We start from the raw sequence: 22,797 nt of genomic DNA, 5'->3' as shown, positions 1-22,797 counted from the left end.
GAGAATCATGATGAACACAATCCGGTTGCTGGTGACCACCCTGCTGGTCATGACATCCACCCTGGTGGCGGCCGAGGAGGCCAAGGGGCCGCTGACGCTGACCCCGCAGCGCGTCACCGACTGGCTCACCCTGAGCGGTACCGTGAGCGCCATTCATCAGGGGACGGTCGCGGCCCAGACCAGCGGCCGCGTCTCCCGCATGCTGGTGGATGTGAACGACGAGGTACAGGCCGGGCAGCCCCTGCTCGAGATAAGCGGCAAGGAGCAGTCTGCCGCCGTGACCGGCGCCGAGGCGCGGGTGGCCAGGGCCCAGGCCCAGCAGGTGGAGGCCGAGCGCCAGCTCACCCGTTATCAGGCCCTCATCGCCAAGGGGGTGATCACCCGGGCCCAGCTCGACAACGCCCAGGCAACGGATCGGGCCGCCCGCGCCGAGGTCAATGCCGCCGAGGCCGCCCTCATCCAGGCCCGGGAAGCCTACGGCTATACCCGTATCCTCGCCCCCTACGCCGGGGTGGTGACCAGGCGGCTGGTGGAGCTGGGGGAGACGGTGGCCCCCGGTACGCCGCTGCTATCCGGTTTCTCCCTGGGCGAGCTGAGGGTGGAGCTGGAGCTGCCCCAGTCCGCGCTGGCTCTCGCCGGCCAGCCGTCGGATGTGCAGGTGCTGCTGCCTGGTGGCAAGGCCGTGACTCCCGTCAAGCTGACCCGCTTCAACTACGCCGACAGCCAGAGCCACAGTTTCCGGCTGCGCCTCGATCTGCCGCCGAACACGGCAGGGGTGCTGCCCGGCATGTGGCTCAAGGTGCAGCTCAAACAGGGTGAGCGTCAGGTGTTGCAAGTGCCGGAGCCCGCCCTGCTGCGGCAGGGGGAGTTCAACGGCGTCTACCTCAAAGAGGGGGAGGGCTGGGCCCTGACCCCGGTGCGGGTCGGCCACTGCGAGGCTGGGCTGTGCGAGGTCTTGGCGGGTCTCAAGGGCGGTGACACCCTGGCCCCCGATGCCTGGACCCGTCAACAGGAGGTGTCCCATGAGTAGCGAGCTGAACGGCAACCATGGCCACCTGGGGCCGGCGGGTCGGCTGGCGGCCCTGTTTCAGGGCTCGGCCATCACCCCGCTGCTGGCGCTGGTGGGGCTCTTGCTCGGCCTCTTTGCCGTGCTGGTGACCCCCAAGGAGGAGGAGCCCCAGATCGATGTCACCTTCGCCGACGTCTACATTCCCTTCCCGGGAGCCAGCCCGGCAGAGGTGGAGTCCCTCGTCACCACCCCTGCCGAGCAGGTGGTCTCCCAGATAAAGGGGATAGATACCCTCTACTCCTTCTCCCAACCCGATGGCGCCCTGCTGGTGGTGGTGTTCAAGGTAGGCGTGAGCCGGGAGCAGGCCATCGTGGATCTCAACAACCAGCTCGACTCCAACCGCGACTGGTTGCCACAGGGGATCGGAGTCGGTCAGCCACTGGTAAAACCCCGGGGGATCGATGATGTTCCCATCGTCAGTCTGACCCTCTGGAGCAAGCAGCTGGGGGCCTCCGATCTGACCCGGGTCGCCCACGAGCTGGAGACCGAACTCAAGCGCATTCCCGGTACCCGCGATATCTACACGCTGGGCAGCCAGAGCGCCGTGCTGCGGGTGATGCCGGATCCGGCGGCCCTCAGCGCCCATGGCATCAGCTGGGGCGAGCTGAGCCAGCGACTTGCGGCCGCCAACCGGGTGGGCAGCGAGCAGGCCGTGGTGCAGGATAACCGGGAAATCAAGGTGCAGGTGGGGCAGTTCCTGCAAAGCGAGCAGGAGGCCCGCGAGCTGGTGGTGGGGTTGCACGACGGCAAGCCCGTCTACCTCGGTGAGGTGGCCCGGGTGGCGCTTGGGGAGGAGACCCCGGTCCAGCGCAGCTGGATGGGGCAGGGGCAAGCCAGCTACCCGGCGGTGACCCTGGCCATCGGCAAGCAGCCGGGGCAGAACGCGGTGGAGGTGGCCAAGCGGGTGGAAGAACGGGTGGAGAGCCTCAGGAACCGGCTCATCCCGGCTGGCGTCGAGGTGACGGTGACCCGTGACTACGGCGTCACCGCCGAGACCAAATCCAACACCCTCATCGGCAAGCTCATCTTTGCCACCACGGCGGTGGTATTGCTGGTGCTGGTGAGCATGGGGTGGCGCGAGGCGCTGGTGGTGGGGGTCGCCATCGTCATCACCCTGGCACTGACCCTCTTTGCCAGCTGGGCGTGGGGCTTTACCCTCAACCGGGTGTCCCTCTTTGCGCTGATCTTCTCCATCGGCATCCTGGTGGATGACGCCATAGTCGTGGTGGAGAACATCCACCGCCATCGCGGCCTGGGCAAGGGTTCCCTCAAGGATCTCATTCCAGGCGCGGTGGACGAGGTGGGGGGGCCGACCATACTGGCGACCCTGACCGTGATCGCGGCCCTGCTGCCGATGGCGTTTGTCAGCGGCCTGATGGGCCCCTACATGAGCCCCATCCCCATCAATGCCAGCATGGGGATGCTTATCTCCCTGCTGGTGGCCTTTATCTTCTCCCCCTGGCTGGCGGGCCATCTGCTCAAGAGCGAGGGGCATGTCGCCCACGGGGAGGCCAGGGCCGGCCTCTTTCACCGTCTGATGACCCCCTTCCTGATTGGCGCTGGCGCCAGGAGCGCGAGACGCAAGCTCTGGCTGGTCATCCTGCTGCTGGTGGCGGGCGCCGCCGCCATGCCCATGGTGCAGTGGGTGGTGCTCAAGATGCTCCCCTTCGACAACAAGTCGGAATTCCAGCTGGTGCTCGACATGCCGGAGGGGGCGACCCTGGAACAGACCGAGCGCACCCTGCTGGCGGTGGGTCGGGAGCTTGCCAGGGTGCCCGAGGTGAAGGATTACCAGATTTACGCCGGCAGCGCCGCCCCCATCAACTTCAACGGGCTGGTGCGCCACTACTTCATCCGCAGCGGCGCCAACGTGGGTGATATTCAGGTCAATCTGGTGGACAAGCATGAACGGGATCGCAGCAGTCACGAGATTGCCCGGTCGGTGCGTGCGCCCTTGCAGGCCATCGCCAGAGCGGCAGGGGGCAATCTCAAGGTGGTGGAGGTGCCCCCGGGACCGCCTGTCTGGTCACCCATCGTCGCGGAAGTGTATGGCCCGACGCAGGCCGCCCGTGAAGCCGCTGCCCGCGCCGTACAGGCCCGCTTTGTGGCCACGGCGGATCTGGTGGACGTGGATATCTATCTGACCGCCCCCCAGCCCAAGTGGCGGCTGGTGGTGGATCGCGCCCAGGCGGCCCTGCTCGGGGTCGATCTCGGGGATCTGGTGGCGACCCTCAACGGGGGCGTGGGTTATCAGGATGCCAGCTGGCTGCAGGGGCAAGGCGCCAAGTATCCGGTGCCGATCCGCATCGAGCTCGCCCCCGGTGACAAGCGGGATTTGACCGGCATCCTGGCTCTCAAGGTGCGCAGCCAGAGCGGCCAGCTGGTGCGGGTCTCCGAGCTGGTGAGCCGTCGTGACGAGGTGGCCCCCAGCTACCTCATGCACAAGAACATGCAGCCCATGGTGATGGTGGTGGCTGACATGGGCGGCCATGCCGACAGCCCGCTCTACGGCATGTTTGCCGCCGGTGCCGACATCTCGCTGCCACAGTATTACGTGCATCAGCCCGACAAGCTGGGGGAGGTGGCCCTCTTGTGGGACGGGGAGTGGAAGATAACCTACGAGACCTTCCGCGACATGGGGCTGGCCTATGGGGTGGGGATGATCCTCATCTACCTGCTGGTGGTGGCCCAGTTCCGCTCCTATCTGGTGCCGCTCATCATCATGGCCCCCATTCCGCTCACCCTCATCGGGGTGATGCCGGGTCACGCCCTGCTGGGGGCCCAGTTCACCGCCACATCGATGATAGGGATGATTGCGCTGGCCGGGATCATCGTGCGCAACAGCATCCTGCTGGTGGATTTCATCGAGCAGCAGCGGGCGAGTGGCATGGCGTTCGAGCAGGCGGTGATCGAGGCGGCGCAGGTGCGAGCCAAACCCATCATGCTGACGGCGCTGGCGGCCATGATAGGGGCGCTTTTCATCCTGGATGACCCCATCTTCAACGGGCTGGCCATCAGCCTGATCTTCGGGATCCTGGTTTCCACCCTGCTCACCCTGGTGGTGATCCCGCTGCTCTACTACAGCCTGCTCGTTCGCCGAAGTCAGAGGTAAACACAGGGGGCACGTGCCCCCTGTTTTCTGGCATCACACCGCCTCGCGGGCATCGCAGGTTTTCATCAGGGGGAAATAACGGCGATCCGCCTGGCTCATGTGACCCACGACCAGCTCCTGGATGATGAAGTTGAGCAGGGCGTCGTTGCCAAGGGTGCCCGCCTGTGCGGCCACCATCAGCTGACCGGCTTTTTTCAGCAGATGCTGGTGCTCCTGGCGATGGGCCGCCAGCTCCTCATAGCCATATTGCGCGAGGACCAGCTCTTCGAGGAGGAAGTGCTGGCGCGCCATCTCGAATATCTGCGCCATGTCTGCCAGCAAGGCATCGGGATGGATGCCGGGATCCTGCATGTGCTCGAGCAAGCGGTTGGCCAGCAGGTAGAGCTGGCGGTGGTCCGCATCGATACGGGGGTGGCCGCATGCGTGGGCAGGCTGCCATTGCAGGGTGCCGGGGAGGGGATCCTGCCCGGTGGAAAACAGGCAGACCCTGCCCCGGCCATGGTGCTTGGCTTGATACATGGCCTTATCGGCGTGGTGCATCAGGGTCTTGGGGTCGGTGCCGTGATCCGGATAGAGGGCGACCCCTATGCTGCCGGAGATGCGCAGCGCCTGCTGCTCAAGCTGGAAGGGGTGATGCAGGCAGTGGTGCAGCTTGTCGGCGACCGCGAGGGCCGAGGCATCCGTATCGGGCAGCATGATCACGAATTCGTCCCCCCCAAGGCGTGCCACCAGATCTTCTTCCCTGACGCACTCCCCCATGCGCTCGGCCACCAGCTTGAGCAGCAGGTCGCCGGTTTCGTGGCCGAAGGTGTCATTGATGGGCTTGAAGTGGTCGAGATCGATGAAGACCAGGGCCAGGGGCTGCTGGGGAGCCTGCTCCAGGGTCTCCTTGAGCCGCTGTTGCAGCAGGCGGCGGTTGGCCAGGCCGGTGAGGGGGTCATAGAAGGCGAGGCGGCGCATCATCTCCTCCCGGGCCGAACGTTCGGTGACATCCCGGGTCACCCCCAAAATGGCGTCCGGTCTTGTGCTGGCGCTGCCATGCAAGGTAGTGACCGTCTCGATGGCCACCAGATGACCCTGCTTGTGGCGCAGCTGGGAGTGGATGACGCACCGGGTCTGCCCATGATCCCCCCGTTGCCAGGCCTCGAGGGAGGTGGTGATGCCGTCGCGAAGCTGTTTCCAGGACTCATCGGGGAGCAGCTGGCGCAGGGAGAGGGCAAAGAGTTCGGCGGGCTCATAGCCGCTTAGGGACGCGATGGCGGGGCTGATGTAACGAAAACGCAGGCTGCCGGTGTCCATGGTCCAGATCACGTCGCCGCTGTTCTCCGCCACGAAACGGTAGTGCTGCTCGCGCTGGGCCAGTTCCCGGGTGAGCCGCTGTCGGTCACTGGCCTCTTCCCGCAGACGCAGATAGAGGTGCAGGAAGACGCCGAGCAGGGCCAGCAGGGAGAAAGAGATCAGCATGGCGATGGCCACGCTCCTGTCGAGCAGTTGGCGCTGTTGGCGAAGGCTCGCCTGGGAACTGTTGTAGAGGAAGGGGGTGAGGTTGGGCACCGCCTTGATCATCCCGGCCTCCTGGTAGGTGCGTGCGATCTGCTGCCAGCGATCCTGCTGCATGTAGCCGGGCTCGATGATGTCGGGCTGCATCAGGGCCCGGGTTTCACGGGCCTCGAAGGCGAGCGCCTCGCGCCCGGCCCCGCTGGGGTAGTGCTCCAGGATCAGGTTGATCATCTCCTCGGGATGATCCATGGCATAGCGCCACCCCTTGAGGCTGGCCTGCAAGAAGCGCTGGACCCGTTCCTGCTGGTTGATGACCTCACTCTCCGAGGTGAAGAGGTTGTCTCCGTAGAAGTCGTACCCGATGTCGCGGGGACTGAACACCCGGTAGGGAATGCCCTGTTGCTGCAGGGTGAAGGGCTCGGTTGTGCTGTAGGCGCTGATGGCGTCCGCCTGGCCCCTCAGCAGTGCCTGTACCCCCCTCTCGTAGGGCAGGGTATCCCACTGCCGGCTGCGGGTGTAGCGATGCAGGTAGGTGAGCAGCTCGTTGGAGCCGGGTTCGAGCATCAGCCGCTTGTTGGCCAGATCGCCCGGGGTCTGGATATCCGGCCGCTCCAGGGTAATGAGCATCAGGGGGGAGTGCTGCAACATGGCGGCGAGCACCACCACAGGGCGACCTGCTGCCCGGGCCAGCAGCAGATCGCTGCCGCGGATGCCGAACTGGGCGCGACCCGTGGTGACTTCATTGATGACGTCGGTGCCCGGCCCCGCCTCCCGCAGGGTGACTTGCAGGCCGGCCTCCCGGTAGAACCCCTTGGCGATGGCGGCGTAGTAACCGGCAAACTGGAACTGGTGCTGCCAGGGAAGTTGCAGGATGACGCGCTCATCCGCCCTGAGGGGAGCCGTGGTCAGGGTGGCAATCATCACCCAGAAGGGCAGAAGCCAGCGTACAGGCTGGCGAGATGCATCGGACTCCGTCATACCGCTGTTCTCTCGGGAGGTGCTCTTCTGGCTAGAGTCAAACAATTTCCTGTTATTCGCAAGGGGAGCAAGCCCCAATAAGATGGGGCGCGGGAGGCAGTAAAAGTCATTTTTGTGTCATTCATCACGCCAATGGGCGTCACGGCTCGTTTTGAAACCTTGTTAACCCGTCACCGACCCGGTGGCAAGGGAATAAGGTGTCATTCCAGGAGGGGTGGCTGCCGCCTCTCTTCTCGCCTGTTAATGATAAACTGCGTGTTTTCGGCAATTCCCTCTTGTCTTCTCCTGTCGTATCAGAAGTTGATGCTCTTGCCCCTATCGGGTGTCGACCTGTGGCGGTCGGGGGACGCCTTCCTCCGTTCAGGGTGGTATGGTAGTCATCCGTTTCCTGTTTTCCGAGAAGGTCCTGTCATGTCTTCCTTGCGCCTGCTGCTCTCCGACTCCCACGATCCCCTGTTCAACCTCGCGGTGGAGGAGTGCATCTTTCGCCAGATGGACCCGGCCCAGCGGGTGCTGTTCCTGTGGCGCAACGACAATACGGTGGTGATAGGCCGGGCCCAGAACCCCTGGAAGGAGTGCAACACCCGCCGCATGGAAGAGGACGGGGTGACCCTGGCCCGGCGCAGCAGCGGGGGTGGCGCCGTGTTCCACGACCTTGGCAACAGCTGTTTCACCTTCATGGCGGGCAAGCCCGGTTATGACAAGAGCGTCTCCACCACCATCGTCATTGATGCCCTCGCCAGACTAGGCGTGAGTGCTTTTGCCTCCGGGCGCAACGACCTGCTGGTGGCGACCCCGGACGGGGATCGCAAGGTGTCGGGTTCGGCCTACCGGGAGACCCATGATCGCGGCTTTCACCACGGTACCCTGCTGCTGGACGCCGATCTTGGTCGCCTCGCCCACTACCTCAATCCCGACCCCAAGAAGCTGGCGGCCAAGGGTATCAGCTCGGTGAGAAGCAGGGTGGCGAACCTTGGCGAGCTGTTGCCTAGCCTGGGTCATGAGCAGGTGGTGCAGGCCCTGTGCGACGCCTTCTTTGCCCATCACGGTGAGGTGGTGCAGCCTGAGCATATCTCCCCCGAGCGGATGCCCGACCTGCCCGGCTTTGCCGAGATCTTTGCCCGCCAACGCAGCTGGGAGTGGAACTTCGGCCATGCTCCCGCCTTCAGTCACCTGCTGGAGGAGCGCTTCCCCTGGGGCGGGGTCGAGCTGCATTTCGATGTGGAGAAGGGGGTGATAGGGCGGGCACAGATCTTCAGTGACACCCTGGACCCTGCGCCCCTGGATGACCTGGCCGCACGCCTGCCCGGGGTGGCCTATCGTCCCGAGGCCATCGACGAGTTGCTGCGTCAGTGGCGGGCGACGTTTTCGGCCAACCCCGAGCTGGAAGGGTTTTCGGCATGGCTGCTGACCGCCCTGCGCTGACCTTGCCCATGACCAGGATCACAAGATGAACAGGGGAAAAGAGGGAAGAGGGGGCGCGGCGCCCGTCAGGGCGCCAACATGACAAAAAGTAGGGCAGACCATTAGTTATTGTCTCTGTTGATAGAGGTGTCACTGGAGTATAAAAACCGCACCTCAGCAGTATCAATGGTATAAAAATGAATCACTTGGTCTATCTGAAAGATGAGGGCGTCAACGCCGTCTCCCCCGAATTCGCCCGCCGTTTTGCCACCGCCAAAGCCCACTTTTTCTCACGCAACCCCGACCTCTGGCCGGTCTTTCGCGAGCCCGGCTTTGCCACCCTCAACGAGTTTCGCGCCCGTGGACTGGCGCCGGCTGCGCGGCTCAATGCCTGGCCCGATGGCCGCGCCCGTCTCGCCGATCTCTGCGAAACCATGCCGGTGCCGGCCACCATGCGCACGCCGGGGGAGCCCATGGCGGAGCTGCTGTTTGCCGGCGCCCTGTCAAAGGATTGGGAGAACCCCTCCAGCGTCGAGAACGTCATCACCATGTCGGCGGATCCCGCCATCTATGGCGCCCAGATGGGCATATTGGCCAACCCTAACCTGGTCTACTCCGAATACGCCGGGGTGGCCGAGGAGCTGGAGAAGAAGGTGGTGCGCCAGATAGCGCTGCTGGCGGGTTACGACCCGGCCCGCGCCACCGGCATCTTCACCCAGGGGGGGACCTTCTGTAACCTCTACGGCTACCTGCTCGGCATCCGCAAGAGCCTGCCACAGGCCAAGCACAAGGGGCTCGGCCACTATCAGGATTACCGCATCATCAACTCCCAGGGCGGTCACTACTCCAACATCACCAACCTCTCCCTGCTCGGGGTCGACATCGAGAACAAGACCATCCGCATCCAGGTTGGCGAGAACAACGACATCGATCTCGACCACCTCGAGCGCACCCTGACCGCCTGCTTCGCTCTCAAGCACGTGGTGCCCACTATCATGCTTACCATGGGCACCACCGACACCTTCGGAGTGGACCAGGTGAAACCCGTGGTGGACCTGCGGGATCGCCTCTGCGAGCGCTTCGAGGTGGCGGTCAGGCCCCACATCCACGTCGACGCCGCCATCGGCTGGTCGATGATCTTCTTCCTGGATTACGACTTTGCCGCCAACCCGCTGGCCATCAACAGCGCCACCTTGGCGGGGATCGAGCGCAACGTGAGCCGCTTCGCCGAGCTCAAATACGCCGACTCCTTCACCGTCGACTTCCAGAAGTGGGGTTATGTGCCCTACACCTCCAGCCTGGTGATGATCAAGGAGCAGGACGACCTCAAGGCGATGGAGAACGACCCGGAGAACTTCTCCTACTTTGAGCGGGACATTCAGGGCCAGACCCACCTGCAGTCCACCATCGAGTGCTCCCGCGGGGCGAGCGGCCTGTTTGGTGCCTATGCGGCGCTCAACTACCTGGGGGTGGAGGGGTATCGCACCGTGCTGGCCCACTGCCTGCAAAACGCCAACTACTTCCGCTTCCGGTTAAGCCAGCTCGGCAACGTCAAGCTGGTGGCCCAGGAGAACCAGGGGCCGAGCGTGGGCTTCAAGATCTACAACCCCGAGTGGGTGCAGGACCCCGAGGCCGAGTTCGCCTTCGAGCTGGCGCGCAGCCCGGATGCGGCCTACAAGGCGCGCTTGCAGCGCAACACCGACTACCACCGCAGCCTGTTTACCGGGCGCGGCAAGGTGGGGCTCTACACCAACTGGGTGGAGGCCATCGCTCACTCCGACTATGACGCTCGTGGCAAGTACTCCTACATCGCCGGGGAGAAGGCGGTCTTCATGAACCCGGCCTGCGGCCGCGAACAGATCGACGCCTTTATCGCGCATATTCGCGGCTGACAGAGCCACATCTTGTGATGTCATAAATAAAAACGGCGGGATAATCCCGCCGTTTTTATGGCTCAAGGCAGTGGTTACCGTTTCTGGATGGCGGTCACGGTGAGCTTGCCGGCCGGGTTTTCGGCGTGAAAGCGCACCGCATCCCCCACTTTCAGATCCTTGAGCAGTGCGGGATCGGCCACCCGAAACACCATGGTCATCGCCGGCATCTTGAGGTTCGCGATGGCCTCGTGCTTGATGCCGACCTTGCCGTTGGCCGCGTCGATGCGGCTGATGACCCCCTGGGTCATCGCCATCTCGTTCATGCCTTCCATCTGGCTCATCTGGCCCATGTCGTGGCCGGCATGGTTCATCATCTCGGCAGCCTGCAGGCTGGTGTGGGTGGCAAGGCCGAGCAGCAATGTCAGGGTCAACGTCTTGTAATTCATGATCTTTTCCTCGTCGTTTATTCAAAGTCGGTGGTGAAGTCGGGTCAATCGGCTTGCCGGGTTTCGGTCTTGCCAAGGCTGCGGCTGCGCCAGAGGTAATAGGCGGCAGGCAGCACCAAGAGGGTCAGCACCAGCGCGCTCACCATGCCGCCAATCATGGGGGCGGCGATGCGCTGCATCACCTCGGAGCCGGTGCCGTGGCTCCACATGATGGGCAACAGGCCCGCGATGATGGTCACCACCGTCATCATCTTGGGGCGCAGGCGCAGGGCGGCGCCGTGGATGACCGCCCGGTGCAGGCCCGCCTTGTCCGGCTTGCCGCTCGCCACCAGGTCATCCCAGGCGTGGTTGAGGTAGACCAGCATCAGGACGCCGGTCTCCACCGCCACCCCCGCCAGGGCGATAAAACCTACCCCTACGGCGACTGACAGGTTGAAGTCCAGCAGCCAGAGGGTCCAGATCCCGCCCACCACCGCCAGCGGCAAGGTGGTGAGAATGAGCAGCACCTCCTGGAAGCGGCGAAACGCCAGATAGAGCAGCAGCACGATAATGGCGATGGTGAGCGGCACCACGTAGGCGAGGCGTGCCTTGGCCCGCTCCATGTATTCGTATTGACCGGACCAGGTGAGGGCGTAGCCCGCCGGCAGCACCAGCTGCCTACCCACCTCGGACTTGGCCTCTGCCACAAAGGAGCCGATGTCGCGGCCGCGAATGTCCACGTAGACCCAGCCGTTGAGGCGCGCGTTTTCACTGCGCAGCATGGGCGCCTCGTCGCTGATGTAGACCCGCGCCACGTCCGCCAGGGCGATGCGTTCCCCCTTGGGGGTCACCAGGGGCAGCAGCTCGAGGCTGGCCACCGAATCGCGGTAGCTCTGGGGGTAGCGCAGGTTGATGGGATAGCGTTCGCGCCCCTCTATGGTCTGGCCCACCTCCATGCCGCCCACCGCGGTGGCGAGCACCGCCTGCACGTCGGCGATATTGAGGCCGTAGCGGGCCGCCTTCAGCCGGTCGATGTCCACCTTGACGTAGCGGCCACCCGCCACCCGCTCGGCGTAGACCGATGAGGCGCCCTCCACCTTTCCGACTACTTGCTCAAGCTGTTGGCCGAGCTGCTGGATCACCTTGAGATCCGGCCCCGCTATCTTGATGCCGACCGGGGTCTTGATGCCGGTGGCCAGCATGTCGATGCGGGTCTTGATGGGGGGCACCCAGGCGTTGGTGAGACCGGGGAAGCGGATGAGGGAGTCGAGCTCCTCCTTGAGCTTCTCCGGGGTCATGCCGGGGCGCCACTGATCCTTGGGCTTGAGCTGGATGCTGGTCTCCATCATCACGAGATCCGCAGGGTCGGTGGCCGAGTCGGCGCGCCCCGCCTTGCCGAACACGTTCTGCACCTCGGGCACGGTGCGAATGAGCTTGTCGGTCTGCTGCAAAATCTCCCGCGCCTTGCCCACCGAGATGTTGGTCGCCGTGGTGGGCATGTACATGATGTCCCCCTCGTCGAGCGGCGGTATGAACTCGGAGCCCAGATGCTGGAGTGGCCAGAAGCCCGCCACCGTGACCACGGCGGCGATGGCCAGGGTAGTTTTCGGACGAGCCAGCACGGCCTTGAGCAGGGGCACATAACCCTGGCTCAGCCAGCGGTTGAGGGGGTTGGCCTGTTCGGCCAGCACCTTGCCACGGATGAAGTAGCCCATGATCACCGGCACCAGCGTGATGGCGAGCGCGGCGGCGGCGGCCATGGCGTAGGTCTTGGTGTAGGCGAGGGGGTGGAACATCCGCCCCTCCTGCGCCTCCAGCGCGAACACCGGCAGGAAGCTGATGGTGATGATGAGCAGGGAGAAGAAGATGGCGGGCCCCACCTCTATGCTCGCCTCGGTGATGATGCGCCAGCGGTTCTTGTCGGTGAGCGCCTCCCGCTCCATGTGTTTGTGGACGTTCTCGATCATCACGATGGCACCGTCCACCATGGCGCCGATGGCGATGGCGATGCCCCCCAGCGACATGATGTTGGCGTTGATCCCCTGCAGGTGCATGACGATGAAGGCGGTCAGGATGGCGATGGGCAAGGAGATGACCACCACCAGGGACGAGCGCAGGTGGAACAGGAAGGCGAGGCAGACCAGCACCACCACGGCGAACTCTTCCACCAGCTTGCCGGAGAGGTTGTCGATGGCGCGCTGGATAAGATCGGATCGATCGTAGACGGTGACGATCTCCACCCCCTCCGGCAGGCTGGATTTGAGCTCCGCCAGCCGCGCCTTGACCCCGTCTATGGTGTGCTGGGCATTCTCGCCATAGCGCATGACGATGATGCCGCCCACCACTTCCCCTTCGCCGTTGAGCTCGGCCAGGCCGCGTCGGCTCTGGGGGCCGGTGACCACATCCGCCACATCCCCCAGCAGCAGGGGGGCGCCGCGCACATTGGTGCCGAGCGGGATCTGCTTCAGATCCTCCACGCTTTTCAGATAGCCATTCGAGCGCACCATGTATTCCGCTTCCGCCATCTCGATGACGGAGGCGCCGGTCTCCTGGTTGCCCTGCTTGATGGCGGTCTCGATAAGGGAGAGCGGGATGCCGTAGGCGCGCAGCTTGTCCGGGTCGACCCGCACCTGATACTGGCGCACCATGCCGCCCACGGTGGCGACCTCGGAGACGCCGTCCACCGTCTGCAGCTCGAACTTGAGCAGCCAGTTCTGCAGGGAGGTGAGCTCGCTGAGGTCATGCTTGCCGGTTCTGTCCACCAGGGCGTACTGGTAGACCCAGCCCACCCCGGTGGCATCGGGGCCGAGCTGGGGGCGGGCGGAGGCGGGCAGGTTGGGGGCCACCTGGCTCAGGTACTCCAGCACCCGGGCTCGGGCCCAGTAGAGGTCGGTGTCGTCGTCAAACAGCACGTAGACGAAGGAGTCGCCGAAGAAGGAGTAGCCGCGCACCGTGGTGGCGCCCGGCACCGCCAGCATGGCGGTGGTGAGCGGGTAGGTCACCTGATCCTCCACCACCTGCGGCGCCTGGCCGGGGTAGGAGGTCTTGATGATCACCTGGACGTCGGAGAGATCCGGCAGGGCGTCCACCGGGGTCTGTTTGACCGACCAGAGCCCCCAGGCGGTGAGCATGAGGGTCAATAGCAGCACCAGGAAGCGGTTGCCCACGGACCAGCGAATAATCGAGGGGATCATGGTTGGGCTCCTTGCTCATTGGGTGCAGAGAGCGGAGAGCGGTTGCCTGTCAGGCAGCGAATGATGGCAGGGATCATGACTTCTTCTCCATCTCGGGCATCGCCATCTGATGCTGGCCATGGTCCATGCCTTCCATTTGCTCCATCTCATCCGTTGCTGGCTTGGTGGCGTCGCCGGGTACTGGCGCTTGTTCCTGATGGATGGTGGTGATGCGATATTCATCCCCCTCCTGCATCACCTGCAGGTGCAGGGTCTGTCCCTCGGTCAGCTTGCTCATGTCGACCCCCTCGGCCACGGTGAACTCCATCTCCATGGCGGGCCACTGCCACTCGGGGATGGGCTGGTGGGCGACCATCAGGGTACGCCCGGCCAGGTCGATGCCTTGCACCTCCCCCTGGGTCCAGATCTGGGCGGGGCGCACCGCCGTCATGCGCTGGAAGTCCGAATCGATGGCCGACTCCGAGTCGAGCAGGAACTGGGCCGAGCTGACGATGCTGTCCCCCGCTTCAACCCCCTCCCGGATGGCAACCTTGTCGCCAAACTGGGGGCCCAGGGTGACGGCTACCGACTTGAAGCTGCCATCCCCCAGCGCCAGCACCAGCCTGTCCTGGCTGCCGGTGCGGATCACCGCTTCGCTCGGCACCACCAGTCGGGGCTCGCCCTTGCCTGTCTGAATCGTCACCTTGGCGAACATGTTGGGTTTCAGGAACTCGTCCGGGTTGGCGAAGCGCAGCCGTACCTTGAGGGTGCGGGTGGCGGCATCCAGGGTGGGGTAGAGGTAATCGACCCGACCCTGCCACTGGCGGCCCGGGGCGTAGTCCAGGGTCATGGTGACCGGATCGCCCACCTTCAGCTGGGCGGCCTGACGCTCGAACACCTCGGCACTCACCCACACCTGCTTGAGGGTGCTGATGTTAAAGAGCGCCGCGGCGGGTTCCACATACTGGCCCTCGCGCACCTTCAGCTCGGAGACATAGCCGCTGCTCGGGGCATAGATGCGCACCGTCTCCTGCACCTGACGGGTGCGCTTGAGGGCCGCTATCTGATCCGCCGGCACCTGCAGGGATTTCAGCTTGCCCTCGGCGGCGCGCAGCAGCAGCGGGTTGGTGGTGTTGAGGGCGAGCAGGTACTCGTGCTGGGCGTTGACCAGATCCGGGGCATAGAGCTCGTAGATGAGGCTCCCCTTGCTCACCTGCTGCCCCTCGCTCTTGATGGCGAGGGTGCGGATCCAGCCCGCCATGCGGGCGTTGACCGCCTCCAGCCTGTCCTCGTCATAGCCGACGTAGCCCACCGTCTCGACCTGCTGGTGGATAGGCAATTTCTCCACCTTGGCAAGCCGCACCCCCAGGTTCTGCTGGATCTCGGGGCTGATGGTGACGGTGCCCGGCGAGCCGCTTTTCTGCTCCTCATAGACGGGAATGAAGTCCATCCCCATGTTGTCCTTGGCGGGGCCGTCGCGCTTGTCGCGGGGATCCATGGGGTTGACCCAGTAGAGGGGCTTCTTCTCGGCGCTGGCGCCATCCGTGGTCTGTTTGGCGGCCCAGTAGCCGCCGCCGGCCCCGAGGGCGAGCAGCAGGGCAGACAGGATCAGCGTCTTGTTCATGACTGGCCTCCGGCGCGAGTCTGCAGGCAGAGCGTGCGGGAGGGCTGGGCGCCACGGGGCGCAAATGTCTTGGGTGATGACATGGTACTTCTTCTCTCGTATCGGGCCGTCCGGCCGTGAGCGGATGCGGTGCAACAGGCACGTGGCGCTCGGCTCGCGGTGGACAGGATTGGCCGACAATCGGGGCACCGCCGACGAAGCGGCCGGTGCACGGCATGGCGATGGCAGTGCCATCGCCCGGGCTAACGGGAGAAGCGGTTTCTAATGGCGCAGCACGGACAACATCAGATGCCGTCTGGGCCAGGAAGGGGGATGGGTACCACGCAGGCGCAGGAAGGGATCCCGCAACCAGTTGTCCAGCAGGGGGCCGATACTCCACGAAGAGGGGAGCAACAGCAGGGGCAGCAACAGCAGTGACAGCAGCATGCCGAGCAGGGGGGGCGCACTGGCGGAGCCGGAGAAGCCGGGCTGCATCTGACACTCATCCCCCGACAGGGTCCCCGCATTCATTGTGCCCGAATGGCAGGAGAGGGAGGCGGTGTCGACCTGGTCAGGAGTCATGGCGGCGTGCTGTACCGGCCCGCTCTGGTGCAGCCCATGAGACAGGGAGGGCTGTGGCGGGGCCAGGATGGGACCGGATGCGTCGCCCGGGAGGGCGGTAGCCACCCCATGCCAGCCGATGCACAGGGTGAGATTGCAGACGAGCACCAGCGCCAGCAATAGCCGGGCGATGAGCGCTGTGGGCAATCTCGATGACAACATGGTGCAGGTTCCCTGTGACGTATGGGATGAATGTAAACCTTACCTATAGGAGAAGGTCAAGGTTCGGCCTGTACCATCTGCCAAAGAGTTGATATGGATTAAGAAATGCCGGATTGGCAGACGAAGAAGCCCCCGCGTGGCGGGGGCTCAGGGTCAGGAGTGACAGGGCAGCCCGACGGCCGGGATCAGGCGAAGCAGGTCCAGATGGGGGCGTGATCGGAGGGCTTGTCGATGCCGCGCAGCTCGTAGTCGATGCCGGTCTCGGTCACCTTGTCCTTGAGGGCGTCGGAGGCCATGATGAGGTCGATGCGCAGACCCCGGTTCTCGTCAAAGCCCCTGGAGCGGTAGTCGAACCAGGAGAAGCGCTCGCACTCGGTGGGGTTGGCGGCGCGGAAGGTGTCGGTCAGGCCGAACCCCTTGAGCCGTTCCATCCACTCCCGCTCGATGGGCAGGAAGGAGCACTTGCCATCTCGCAGCCAGCGCTTGCGATTCGCCTCGCCGATGCCGATGTCGAGATCCGTGGGGGAGATGTTCATATCCCCGATCAGCGCTATCTGATCGTCCGGGCTGTGGTGGGTCTCGAGGTAGTGCTGCAAATCTTCATAGAACTTCTGCTTGGCCGGGAACTTGGTCTCGTGATCCTGGCTCTCCCCTTGCGGGAAATAGCCGTTCATCACTGTGATGATGGAGCCATCTTCCCGCTGGAAGTCGGCCATGATCATGCGGCGCTGGGCGTCTTCCTCATCGGTGGGAAAGCCTTTTTGCACCTTGAGCGGCTTCTGCTTGCTCATGATGGCCACCCCGTAGTGACCCTTCTGGCCGTGGAATTCCACGTGATAGCCCATGGCCTCCACGTCCGCCACCGGAAAGGCCTCGTCGTGGACCTTGATCTCCTGCAGGCCGATCACATCCGGCTGGTGTTTGTCGATAAGGGCTTGCAACTGATGAAGACGGGCGCGCAGGCCATTGATATTGAAAGAGATGATCTTCATGTTCGGGGTGCTCATGTCGTTTTTGTTCGTCGCTTATTGGACTAGGAATCCGCGATGGATGCAAGTTCGGGGGCTGTGACTGGCGCAGCGGCTCGGTAACCTGTTCACGATCTGTCGCGAGAGGCCGTCAGCAAGATGAAGCGCAGCAGAGGAACCGGAGTGTATATGTATACATGAGAGCTCCTGGCGACACATAAGCGAGCAGCACATGAGCCTTGGAAGCGGCCTCGCAGCAAGATCGTGGACAGGTTTTTAGCGGGTCATCTTCTTGACAAACACCACCACGAACAGCGCCAGCGTGAAGCTGCCGGTGAAGGCCTCGAAGGCGGCGAAGATCCGCGACAGGCCGACCGGGGTGAAGTCGCCATAGCCCAGGGTGGTGAAGGTCACCACGCTGTAATAGAGGCATTCCAGCAGGAAGATGGCGTTCTGCTCCAGGGGGGCGTCCGGGCGGTAGATGAGGTGGTTGCCCGCGAAGTTGAGGCCGCAGAAGAAGTAAAAGATGCTGCAGATGACGATGAGCAGCAGGGAGAAGAGCACCACCCGCATGGGGGCCTCGCCGTAGCCGCAGAAGAGATCCACTATCCAGGAGGCGAAGCGTTGATAGGACCAGAACGGCATCTGCAGGCGGCGCATGGTGAGCTCCTGCTGGATGTAGCGACCGGACATGGTGAAGATGCCCTGGGCCTCCGAGGCCTTGCGCAGATCCCGGTAGGTCTCCTCCGCCTCCTTGAACCAGACGCGGGCCTGCGCCGGGTCCCGCTCGCGGCGCCCCTTTCTGTCCTGCATCAGCCGCTTGCCCGTCTCCAGGTTGTCGAGGCGGGTGTTCTTCCAGCGGATGCCGAGCAGGTTGACGTCGTCGAGGGCGGCGCAGTGGAGGTTCGCATCGCTCAGATCGGCCTTCATCAGGCTGCCGCCCTTGATGCGAATGCCGTAGAGATGGGCACCTCGCAGGTTGGCGCGATAGAGGTTGCACTGCTCCAGCAAGAATCCCTCCGGACCCTGCCTGTTCACCAGGTTGAGATCCGCCAGCTCGGCGCGGGCCAGTTGCAGGCCGTGGCACAGGCCTCCCTGGCGCACATAGCGCTCCAGCGCCTCGGCGGTATCAGGGGTGTTGTGGGCCGCAGCGGGGTCGTGCCAGCGGCAGAGATCATGATCCCCTGCCTCTTCGGTGCAGTGGCGGCCATCGGCCACCAGGTATCGGCACATTGCCATGGTGTTGCCCCTCCCTTCCCTGAGTCAGTATCAGCATAGGTGAGGGGAGGAGGGGGGATATCAGCTGTGCTGATGATATTCCTGGCGCAGCTTGCGAAAACGTTCCTGCTGGGCGGGGTTGAGGGGGATGCCCTCCAGCACCTCCAGGGTCTCCTTGCACTCGGCGCCAAACTCCGGGCTCTTGCGGTTCTTCTGCATGAGTTGCAGCAGCACCTGGATCTTGTTGAGGGCGGCGCCGGTATTGGCGGGCGCCCGGCGCAGGGCCTCGCGAAAGTGGCCGAGGGCCTGCTCCAGCTCCCCGGCCTGATAGGCCTTGATGCCCAGATCGTTGAGCTGCTGATAGCGCTGGCGCCGCTCCTGCACCGTCTTGTCATCTCGGGTCACCTGGATGCAGGTGGTGAGCAGCCGATCCTCATCCTCCGCCAGCAGGGGTTGCAGGCTCTCGGCGTACTCGAACTCCCCGAGCTGATAGAGGGCGAGTATGGTCTCGCCAAGGAGGGCCGGAGGCATGGTGGCGGGCTCGTCCAGCCAGTTCTGGTTGGCGCGATAGAGCATCTTTTTGCCCTTGAGCAGCTCCCCCAGGGCGATGCGCACCCGGGCCTGGCAGATCTGCTCGAACACCGGGTAGTTGAACTCCGACATCATCAGGGAGTCGCGGATGCGCGACAGGGCGGAGTTGACCTGCTTTTGCAGGTTGGCGATGTGGTAGCCGTCGTTGCTGTTGAGGGCATAGAGGGTAAGGGTCTGGATATAGGCCCCGAGATAATGCGGCGTGCGGTGGATCGAGTTGCGCGACAAGTCGATGAGGGCGAGCAGCACGTCCTTGGCCTGGGCGTAGTCGTGCCGTTGCAGGCACACCTCCGCCAGACGGCGGGAGAGCTGCACTGATTGGGGAGAGATGTCCACCGCCCGGCGCAGCTCCTGCTGGGCCTGCTCGTCATTGCCCAGCGCCAGCAGGGACTCCGCGAGCCAGAGGTAAGCCTCCACCATCAGGGGGGTGTGTTTCAGGGTGGCTTGCAGGTGGCTCACCGCCTCCTCGTGCAGACCCAAGGTATGGCACGCCTTGCCCAGGGTGAGGCGAGCCCAGCTGTTCTCCTGCCCCGCCAGCAGCTGGCGCATCAGGCTGCGGGCCTCCTTGGCCTGGCCCAGCTTGAGCTGGGTGTCGGCCTGCAGGCAGCGGCAGAAGTTGGCAAAGCGGGGCACCGCGTCCGCCTGTTTGGCACAGGCCTCCACCAGGGCGGGCAGATCGTCCCGGGTGAGGGCGCTGAAGACGCTCTCCAGTGCCTGGCGACGGGCGAGGGCGCGTTTGAGGCGAAACGAGAACTGCTCCTGGGAGAAGGGCTTCATCAGGTATTCGTCGGGCTCGGCTTCCAGCGCGCTCAGCACCATGGCGCGGGAGCCGTCGCTGCTGACCATGATCACCACGCTCTGGGGCGGAATGAGTTGCTGATCCCGCAGGCTTTCCAGCAACTGGCGGCCGTTCTCGCCCGCCCCCAGCTCATAGTCGAGCAGATAGATGTCGAAGCTCTCTTTCTGGCAGCGGCGGCGGGCCTCGTCGGCGGAGTTGGTGTAGGTGATGCGGTTGATGCCGATGTTGATCAGCATCGCCTTCATCATCATCTGGAAGGAACGCTGTTCGTTGACCAGCAGGATGCGCTTGGGCTTGGGCTGGGGTTTCTTCTCGGGTACGGAGTCCGGTATCTGCATCTGTCTGGCATCAAGGCGCTACGGGCTGGTGGGAGAAGTGTGCCACCAAAGTCCGCAGGCAGGCAATTGCACATGGGAAGGCCCCCCGGTTTTTCCCGCAGACCTTGGGTGAAAAAAAGGGTGTCTTGCCTTTGATCCCGGTCAAGGGAAGGTGAGTTGGCACTGGCAGGCGCTGTCCCGGTTTTTAGACTTGAAGAGTATCAGCATGCGGGAGGCGGCAGGGGGCAGGGTGCCCGTCTGCTCCCTTGCCCGCTCACAAGGAGGGATCAGATGAGTTTGCTACCGAGTCGCACCAGCCTGTTTGATGACCTGTTCCACGACATGGCCTCCGGCTTCTACATCCGCCCCCTGCACGGGGACCCGTTGCCCGGCCAGATCAAGCTGGATCTGCGGGAGAGCGGGGATGACTACCTGCTGCTGGCGGAATTGCCCGGGGTGGCGAAGGAGGACATCCACGTGGACGTGCACGGCAAGCTGGTGACCCTGAAGGCGGAGATCCGCCAGTTTGACAGCCAGAGCAAGGATGAACGGGCCCTGCGCAGCGAGCGCTACTATGGCAGCGTGTCGCGCAGCGTCGAGCTGCCGGTGGAGGTGTCGCCAGAGCAGGTGAGCGCCCGCTTTGACAACGGCATCCTCACCCTGCGCCTGCCCAAGCAGGCGGCCAGCCCCGCGCCCCACCGCATCCCCATCGAATAGGCGGTCAGTGAACGAGGCCCCGCACTGCGGGGCCTCGTCATTCAGGGCTGCTTGCGCACCAGATAGGGGGCAAACTCGGGGGTGTGGCTGGCGGCAAAGCCCGTGGCGGTCTTCTCGATGAGATAGACCGCCAGCTTGTGCTCCCTGGCAAAGGCCATCGCCCGCTCGGGACCCATCACCATGAGGGCGGTGTCGAGGGCATCGGCCTCCAGGGCCGTGGGGGTGATGACGGTGGCGGAGACCAGCTTGTGGGTCACGGGCTCGCCGGTGGCAGGATCGATGATGTGGGAGTAGCGCTTGCCGTCGAGCTCGTAATAGTTGCGATAGCTGCCGGCGGTGCTCACCGCCATGCCGTTCGGGGTCACCACATCCTCGATGGCGCCCGGTCTGTCCGAGGGCTCGACGATGGCCACCTGCCAGGGATTGCCCTTGTCGTTGTGCCCCTTGCTGCGCACCGCCCCCGCCACTTCGATGAGGTAGTTGTGGACCCCTTTTTGCTCCAGCAGCCCGGCTATCTCGTCGGAGGCCGCCCCCTCGCCCAGGGTGGAGAGATCCAGATAGAGATCTGGGATGGCCTTGCCGAGCAGGAAGTGATCCCCCTCGGGGGTCAGGGTGAGTTTGTCGATGCCGACCCGCTCCCGCGCCTTGGCGATCTGCTCTGCGCTGGGCCGCCTGACCGGGCGCTTGTCCGGCCCGAACCCCCACAGATTGACCAGGGGTCCCACGGTGACATCGAGACCCCCCCGGGTGAGGTGCCCGGCGTCAATGCCCTGTTGCACAATCTTCGCCATGGTGGCCGGGATGACCAGGGGGGGCTGCCCCGTTCCCTGATTGAAGCGGGAGATGAGGGAGCCCGGATCATAGGTGGAGATCTCCTTGTTCAGGCGTGCCAGCAGTGCCTCCACCTCCTGATGCAGTGCCCCCTGTCCGCCGGGGAAGGGATCGCTCAGGGTCACCGCATAATAGGTGCCCATGGTATTGCCCTGGATGCGGGTCTGGGTCGGGGCCGGCTGGCAGGCGCCAAGCAGCAGGATCAGGGAGAGCAGCAGGGTGCGCGTCAGCGCAGGCGCAAAGGGGAACTTCATCTCTCATTCTCGCGGGAGTCATCGACGGGGGGGCAGCTTAGCCAACGGCTGCGGTGTTGGCGAGTGGCCGTGGGCGGGAAGGCCGCAAATAATTAAGCCAGACGGGGATGTGATCAACCCGCTTTGGGCCCGGGGTCGGGAGAAAAGAAGTGACCGGGCCCGCAGGCTGGCCCAAAAGCGGTCGTCCTTCGGCGACATTTGAATACAATGAAGATCGATCCTGACAGCATCTTTGCGGGTCGCACCCACGGGGGCGAGATGCCTGTGCTGTCATCCTTCGTCAATCAAAGGAGAAAATGATGAAAAAGATGTTAACCCTGCTGCTTCTTGGCTCCCTCGCCACCCCGGTCCTGGCCGACGAGTGCGCACTGGTGATCGAAGGCAATGACGCCATGCAGTACAACCAGACGGCGATGAGCGTGCCGGCCACCTGCAAGGAGGTGACGGTGACCCTCAATCACACGGGCAAGCTGCCGGTGGCCAACATGGGCCACAACTGGGTGCTGGCCAACACCGCCGACTATCAGGCCATCGCCACCGCCGGCATGAGCGCCGGGGTCGATCACGACTACCTGCCCAAGGATGACCCCAGGATCCTGGCCCACACCAAGCTGGTGGGGGGCGGCGAGAGCACCAGCGTCACCTTCAAGACCGACGGCCTGGCGGGCAAGGATCTCACCTTCTTCTGCTCCTTCCCGGGCCACTTCGCCCTGATGAAGGGCAGTTTCAAGGTGGGGTAGTGCCAAGGGGCGTGTCGCCGCCAGCACAAACAAAAGCCGGGAGGGTCCCGGCTTTTTGTTTTGACCCTTATAGCCAGAGGGTAAACTCCGCCAGGTCATAGCATTTGATATTCTTTTCTGCGCACTTCGTTGCTTCAGACTTCAACCATTCGAATGCTGCTTTTTTGTGCCCTTGGCCTTCAATCAAGATAATGACATTAGGTTCTGGTGCTTTATGGGCACTTTGTAAAAAGAAAGGAAACTTACGGTCAACTGAGCCTGAAACCTGTTGTTGGTGAGGTTCCACTCTAGTCAAGCCATCGAGTGGATGGTTAATGACAAAAGCACTAAAGGCTTTCAATCCATACAGATCTTCGTAGGGGACTCTAAATAGCTGTTCCGAATAGTAGATCACCGGAGGAAGGGAACTCAGTCCAGTTTGTGCGATCTGATTAGTCGCTA

General features: G+C 63.9%; 16 protein-coding genes. 6 read left to right on the top strand and 10 right to left on the bottom strand.

Annotation, left to right across the window (positions count from 1 at the left end; translation table 11 throughout):
- Nucleotides 1–10: 10 nt before the first annotated feature.
- Together PG879_RS16970 and PG879_RS16965 are read left to right on the top strand one after the other, a co-directional pair.
- Nucleotides 11–1,030, top strand: coding sequence for an efflux RND transporter periplasmic adaptor subunit (locus tag PG879_RS16970; RefSeq protein WP_042881670.1), 1,020 nt, complete (start codon nt 11–13; stop codon nt 1,028–1,030).
- Nucleotides 1,023–4,181: an efflux RND transporter permease subunit gene (locus tag PG879_RS16965; protein ID WP_124813223.1), complete on the top strand. Its 3,159-nt coding sequence runs from the start codon at nt 1,023–1,025 to the stop codon at nt 4,179–4,181. The genes PG879_RS16970 and PG879_RS16965 overlap by 8 nt, the downstream gene beginning before the upstream one ends.
- Nucleotides 4,182–4,214: 33 nt before the next feature.
- Here PG879_RS16965 and PG879_RS16960 read toward each other — a convergent pair whose 3' ends face one another.
- Entirely contained in the window at nt 4,215–6,602 is a 2,388-nt protein-coding gene (locus PG879_RS16960; RefSeq protein WP_235663347.1) for a diguanylate cyclase domain-containing protein, read from the bottom strand.
- Nucleotides 6,603–7,070: 468 nt separating this feature from the next.
- Here PG879_RS16960 and PG879_RS16955 point away from each other — a divergent pair, with 468 nt between their 5' ends.
- Nucleotides 7,071–8,084: a lipoate--protein ligase gene (locus PG879_RS16955; protein WP_124813219.1), complete on the top strand. Its 1,014-nt coding sequence runs from the start codon at nt 7,071–7,073 to the stop codon at nt 8,082–8,084.
- Nucleotides 8,085–8,260: 176 nt separating this feature from the next.
- Entirely contained in the window at nt 8,261–9,955 is a 1,695-nt protein-coding gene (locus tag PG879_RS16950) for a pyridoxal phosphate-dependent decarboxylase family protein (RefSeq protein ID WP_124813217.1), read from the top strand.
- A 74-nt stretch (nt 9,956–10,029) separates the two neighbouring features.
- On the opposite strand, the gene PG879_RS16945 is transcribed toward PG879_RS16950, so the two are convergent.
- From PG879_RS16945 to PG879_RS16915, 7 genes are all read right to left on the bottom strand, one after another.
- Nucleotides 10,030–10,383 carry a copper-binding protein gene (locus PG879_RS16945; RefSeq protein WP_102948692.1) on the bottom strand — a complete coding sequence of 118 codons (354 nt, stop codon included), beginning with the start codon at nt 10,381–10,383 and terminating at the stop codon, nt 10,030–10,032.
- 44 nt (nt 10,384–10,427) lie between these two features.
- Entirely contained in the window at nt 10,428–13,556 is a 3,129-nt protein-coding gene (locus PG879_RS16940; RefSeq protein WP_270830468.1) for an efflux RND transporter permease subunit, read from the bottom strand.
- A 73-nt stretch (nt 13,557–13,629) separates the two neighbouring features.
- Nucleotides 13,630–15,159, bottom strand: a complete 1,530-nt coding sequence (locus PG879_RS16935) for an efflux RND transporter periplasmic adaptor subunit (RefSeq protein WP_185702523.1) — start codon at nt 15,157–15,159, stop codon at nt 13,630–13,632.
- A 261-nt stretch (nt 15,160–15,420) separates the two neighbouring features.
- Nucleotides 15,421–15,921, bottom strand: a complete 501-nt coding sequence (locus PG879_RS16930) for a hypothetical protein (protein WP_124813864.1) — start codon at nt 15,919–15,921, stop codon at nt 15,421–15,423.
- A gap of 185 nt (nt 15,922–16,106) precedes the next feature.
- Nucleotides 16,107–16,913: an exodeoxyribonuclease III gene (gene xthA / locus PG879_RS16925; protein WP_042076059.1), complete on the bottom strand. Its 807-nt coding sequence runs from the start codon at nt 16,911–16,913 to the stop codon at nt 16,107–16,109.
- A 252-nt stretch (nt 16,914–17,165) separates the two neighbouring features.
- A complete protein-coding gene (locus tag PG879_RS16920) occupies nt 17,166–18,128 on the bottom strand; it encodes an ion channel (protein WP_143237818.1) in 963 nt (320 codons plus the stop codon).
- Nucleotides 18,129–18,188: 60 nt separating this feature from the next.
- Nucleotides 18,189–19,835 (bottom strand): tetratricopeptide repeat-containing response regulator, encoded by a 1,647-nt coding sequence (locus tag PG879_RS16915; protein WP_270830467.1) that lies wholly within the window; start codon nt 19,833–19,835, stop codon nt 18,189–18,191.
- 270 nt (nt 19,836–20,105) lie between these two features.
- On the opposite strand from PG879_RS16915, the gene PG879_RS16910 reads away from it, so the two are divergent.
- Nucleotides 20,106–20,531: an Hsp20/alpha crystallin family protein gene (locus PG879_RS16910; RefSeq protein WP_010673670.1), complete on the top strand. Its 426-nt coding sequence runs from the start codon at nt 20,106–20,108 to the stop codon at nt 20,529–20,531.
- A 41-nt stretch (nt 20,532–20,572) separates the two neighbouring features.
- On the opposite strand, the gene PG879_RS16905 is transcribed toward PG879_RS16910, so the two are convergent.
- Nucleotides 20,573–21,616 (bottom strand): FAD:protein FMN transferase, encoded by a 1,044-nt coding sequence (locus tag PG879_RS16905; protein WP_270830466.1) that lies wholly within the window; start codon nt 21,614–21,616, stop codon nt 20,573–20,575.
- 299 nt (nt 21,617–21,915) lie between these two features.
- Here PG879_RS16905 and azu point away from each other — a divergent pair, with 299 nt between their 5' ends.
- Entirely contained in the window at nt 21,916–22,356 is a 441-nt protein-coding gene (gene azu / locus PG879_RS16900) for an azurin (protein WP_210600776.1), read from the top strand.
- 67 nt (nt 22,357–22,423) lie between these two features.
- On the opposite strand, the gene PG879_RS16895 is transcribed toward azu, so the two are convergent.
- Nucleotides 22,424–22,797: PD-(D/E)XK nuclease superfamily protein (locus PG879_RS16895; RefSeq protein WP_270830465.1), on the bottom strand; the 374-nt coding region annotated here is incomplete at its 5' end.

The sequence above is a fragment of the Aeromonas sp. QDB63 genome (genome assembly GCF_027707425.1).
Classification (GTDB): domain Bacteria; phylum Pseudomonadota; class Gammaproteobacteria; order Enterobacterales; family Aeromonadaceae; genus Aeromonas; species Aeromonas caviae.
Note: the sequence above shows the minus strand (reverse complement) of the source record. Positions and strands in the feature narration are given on the sequence as shown.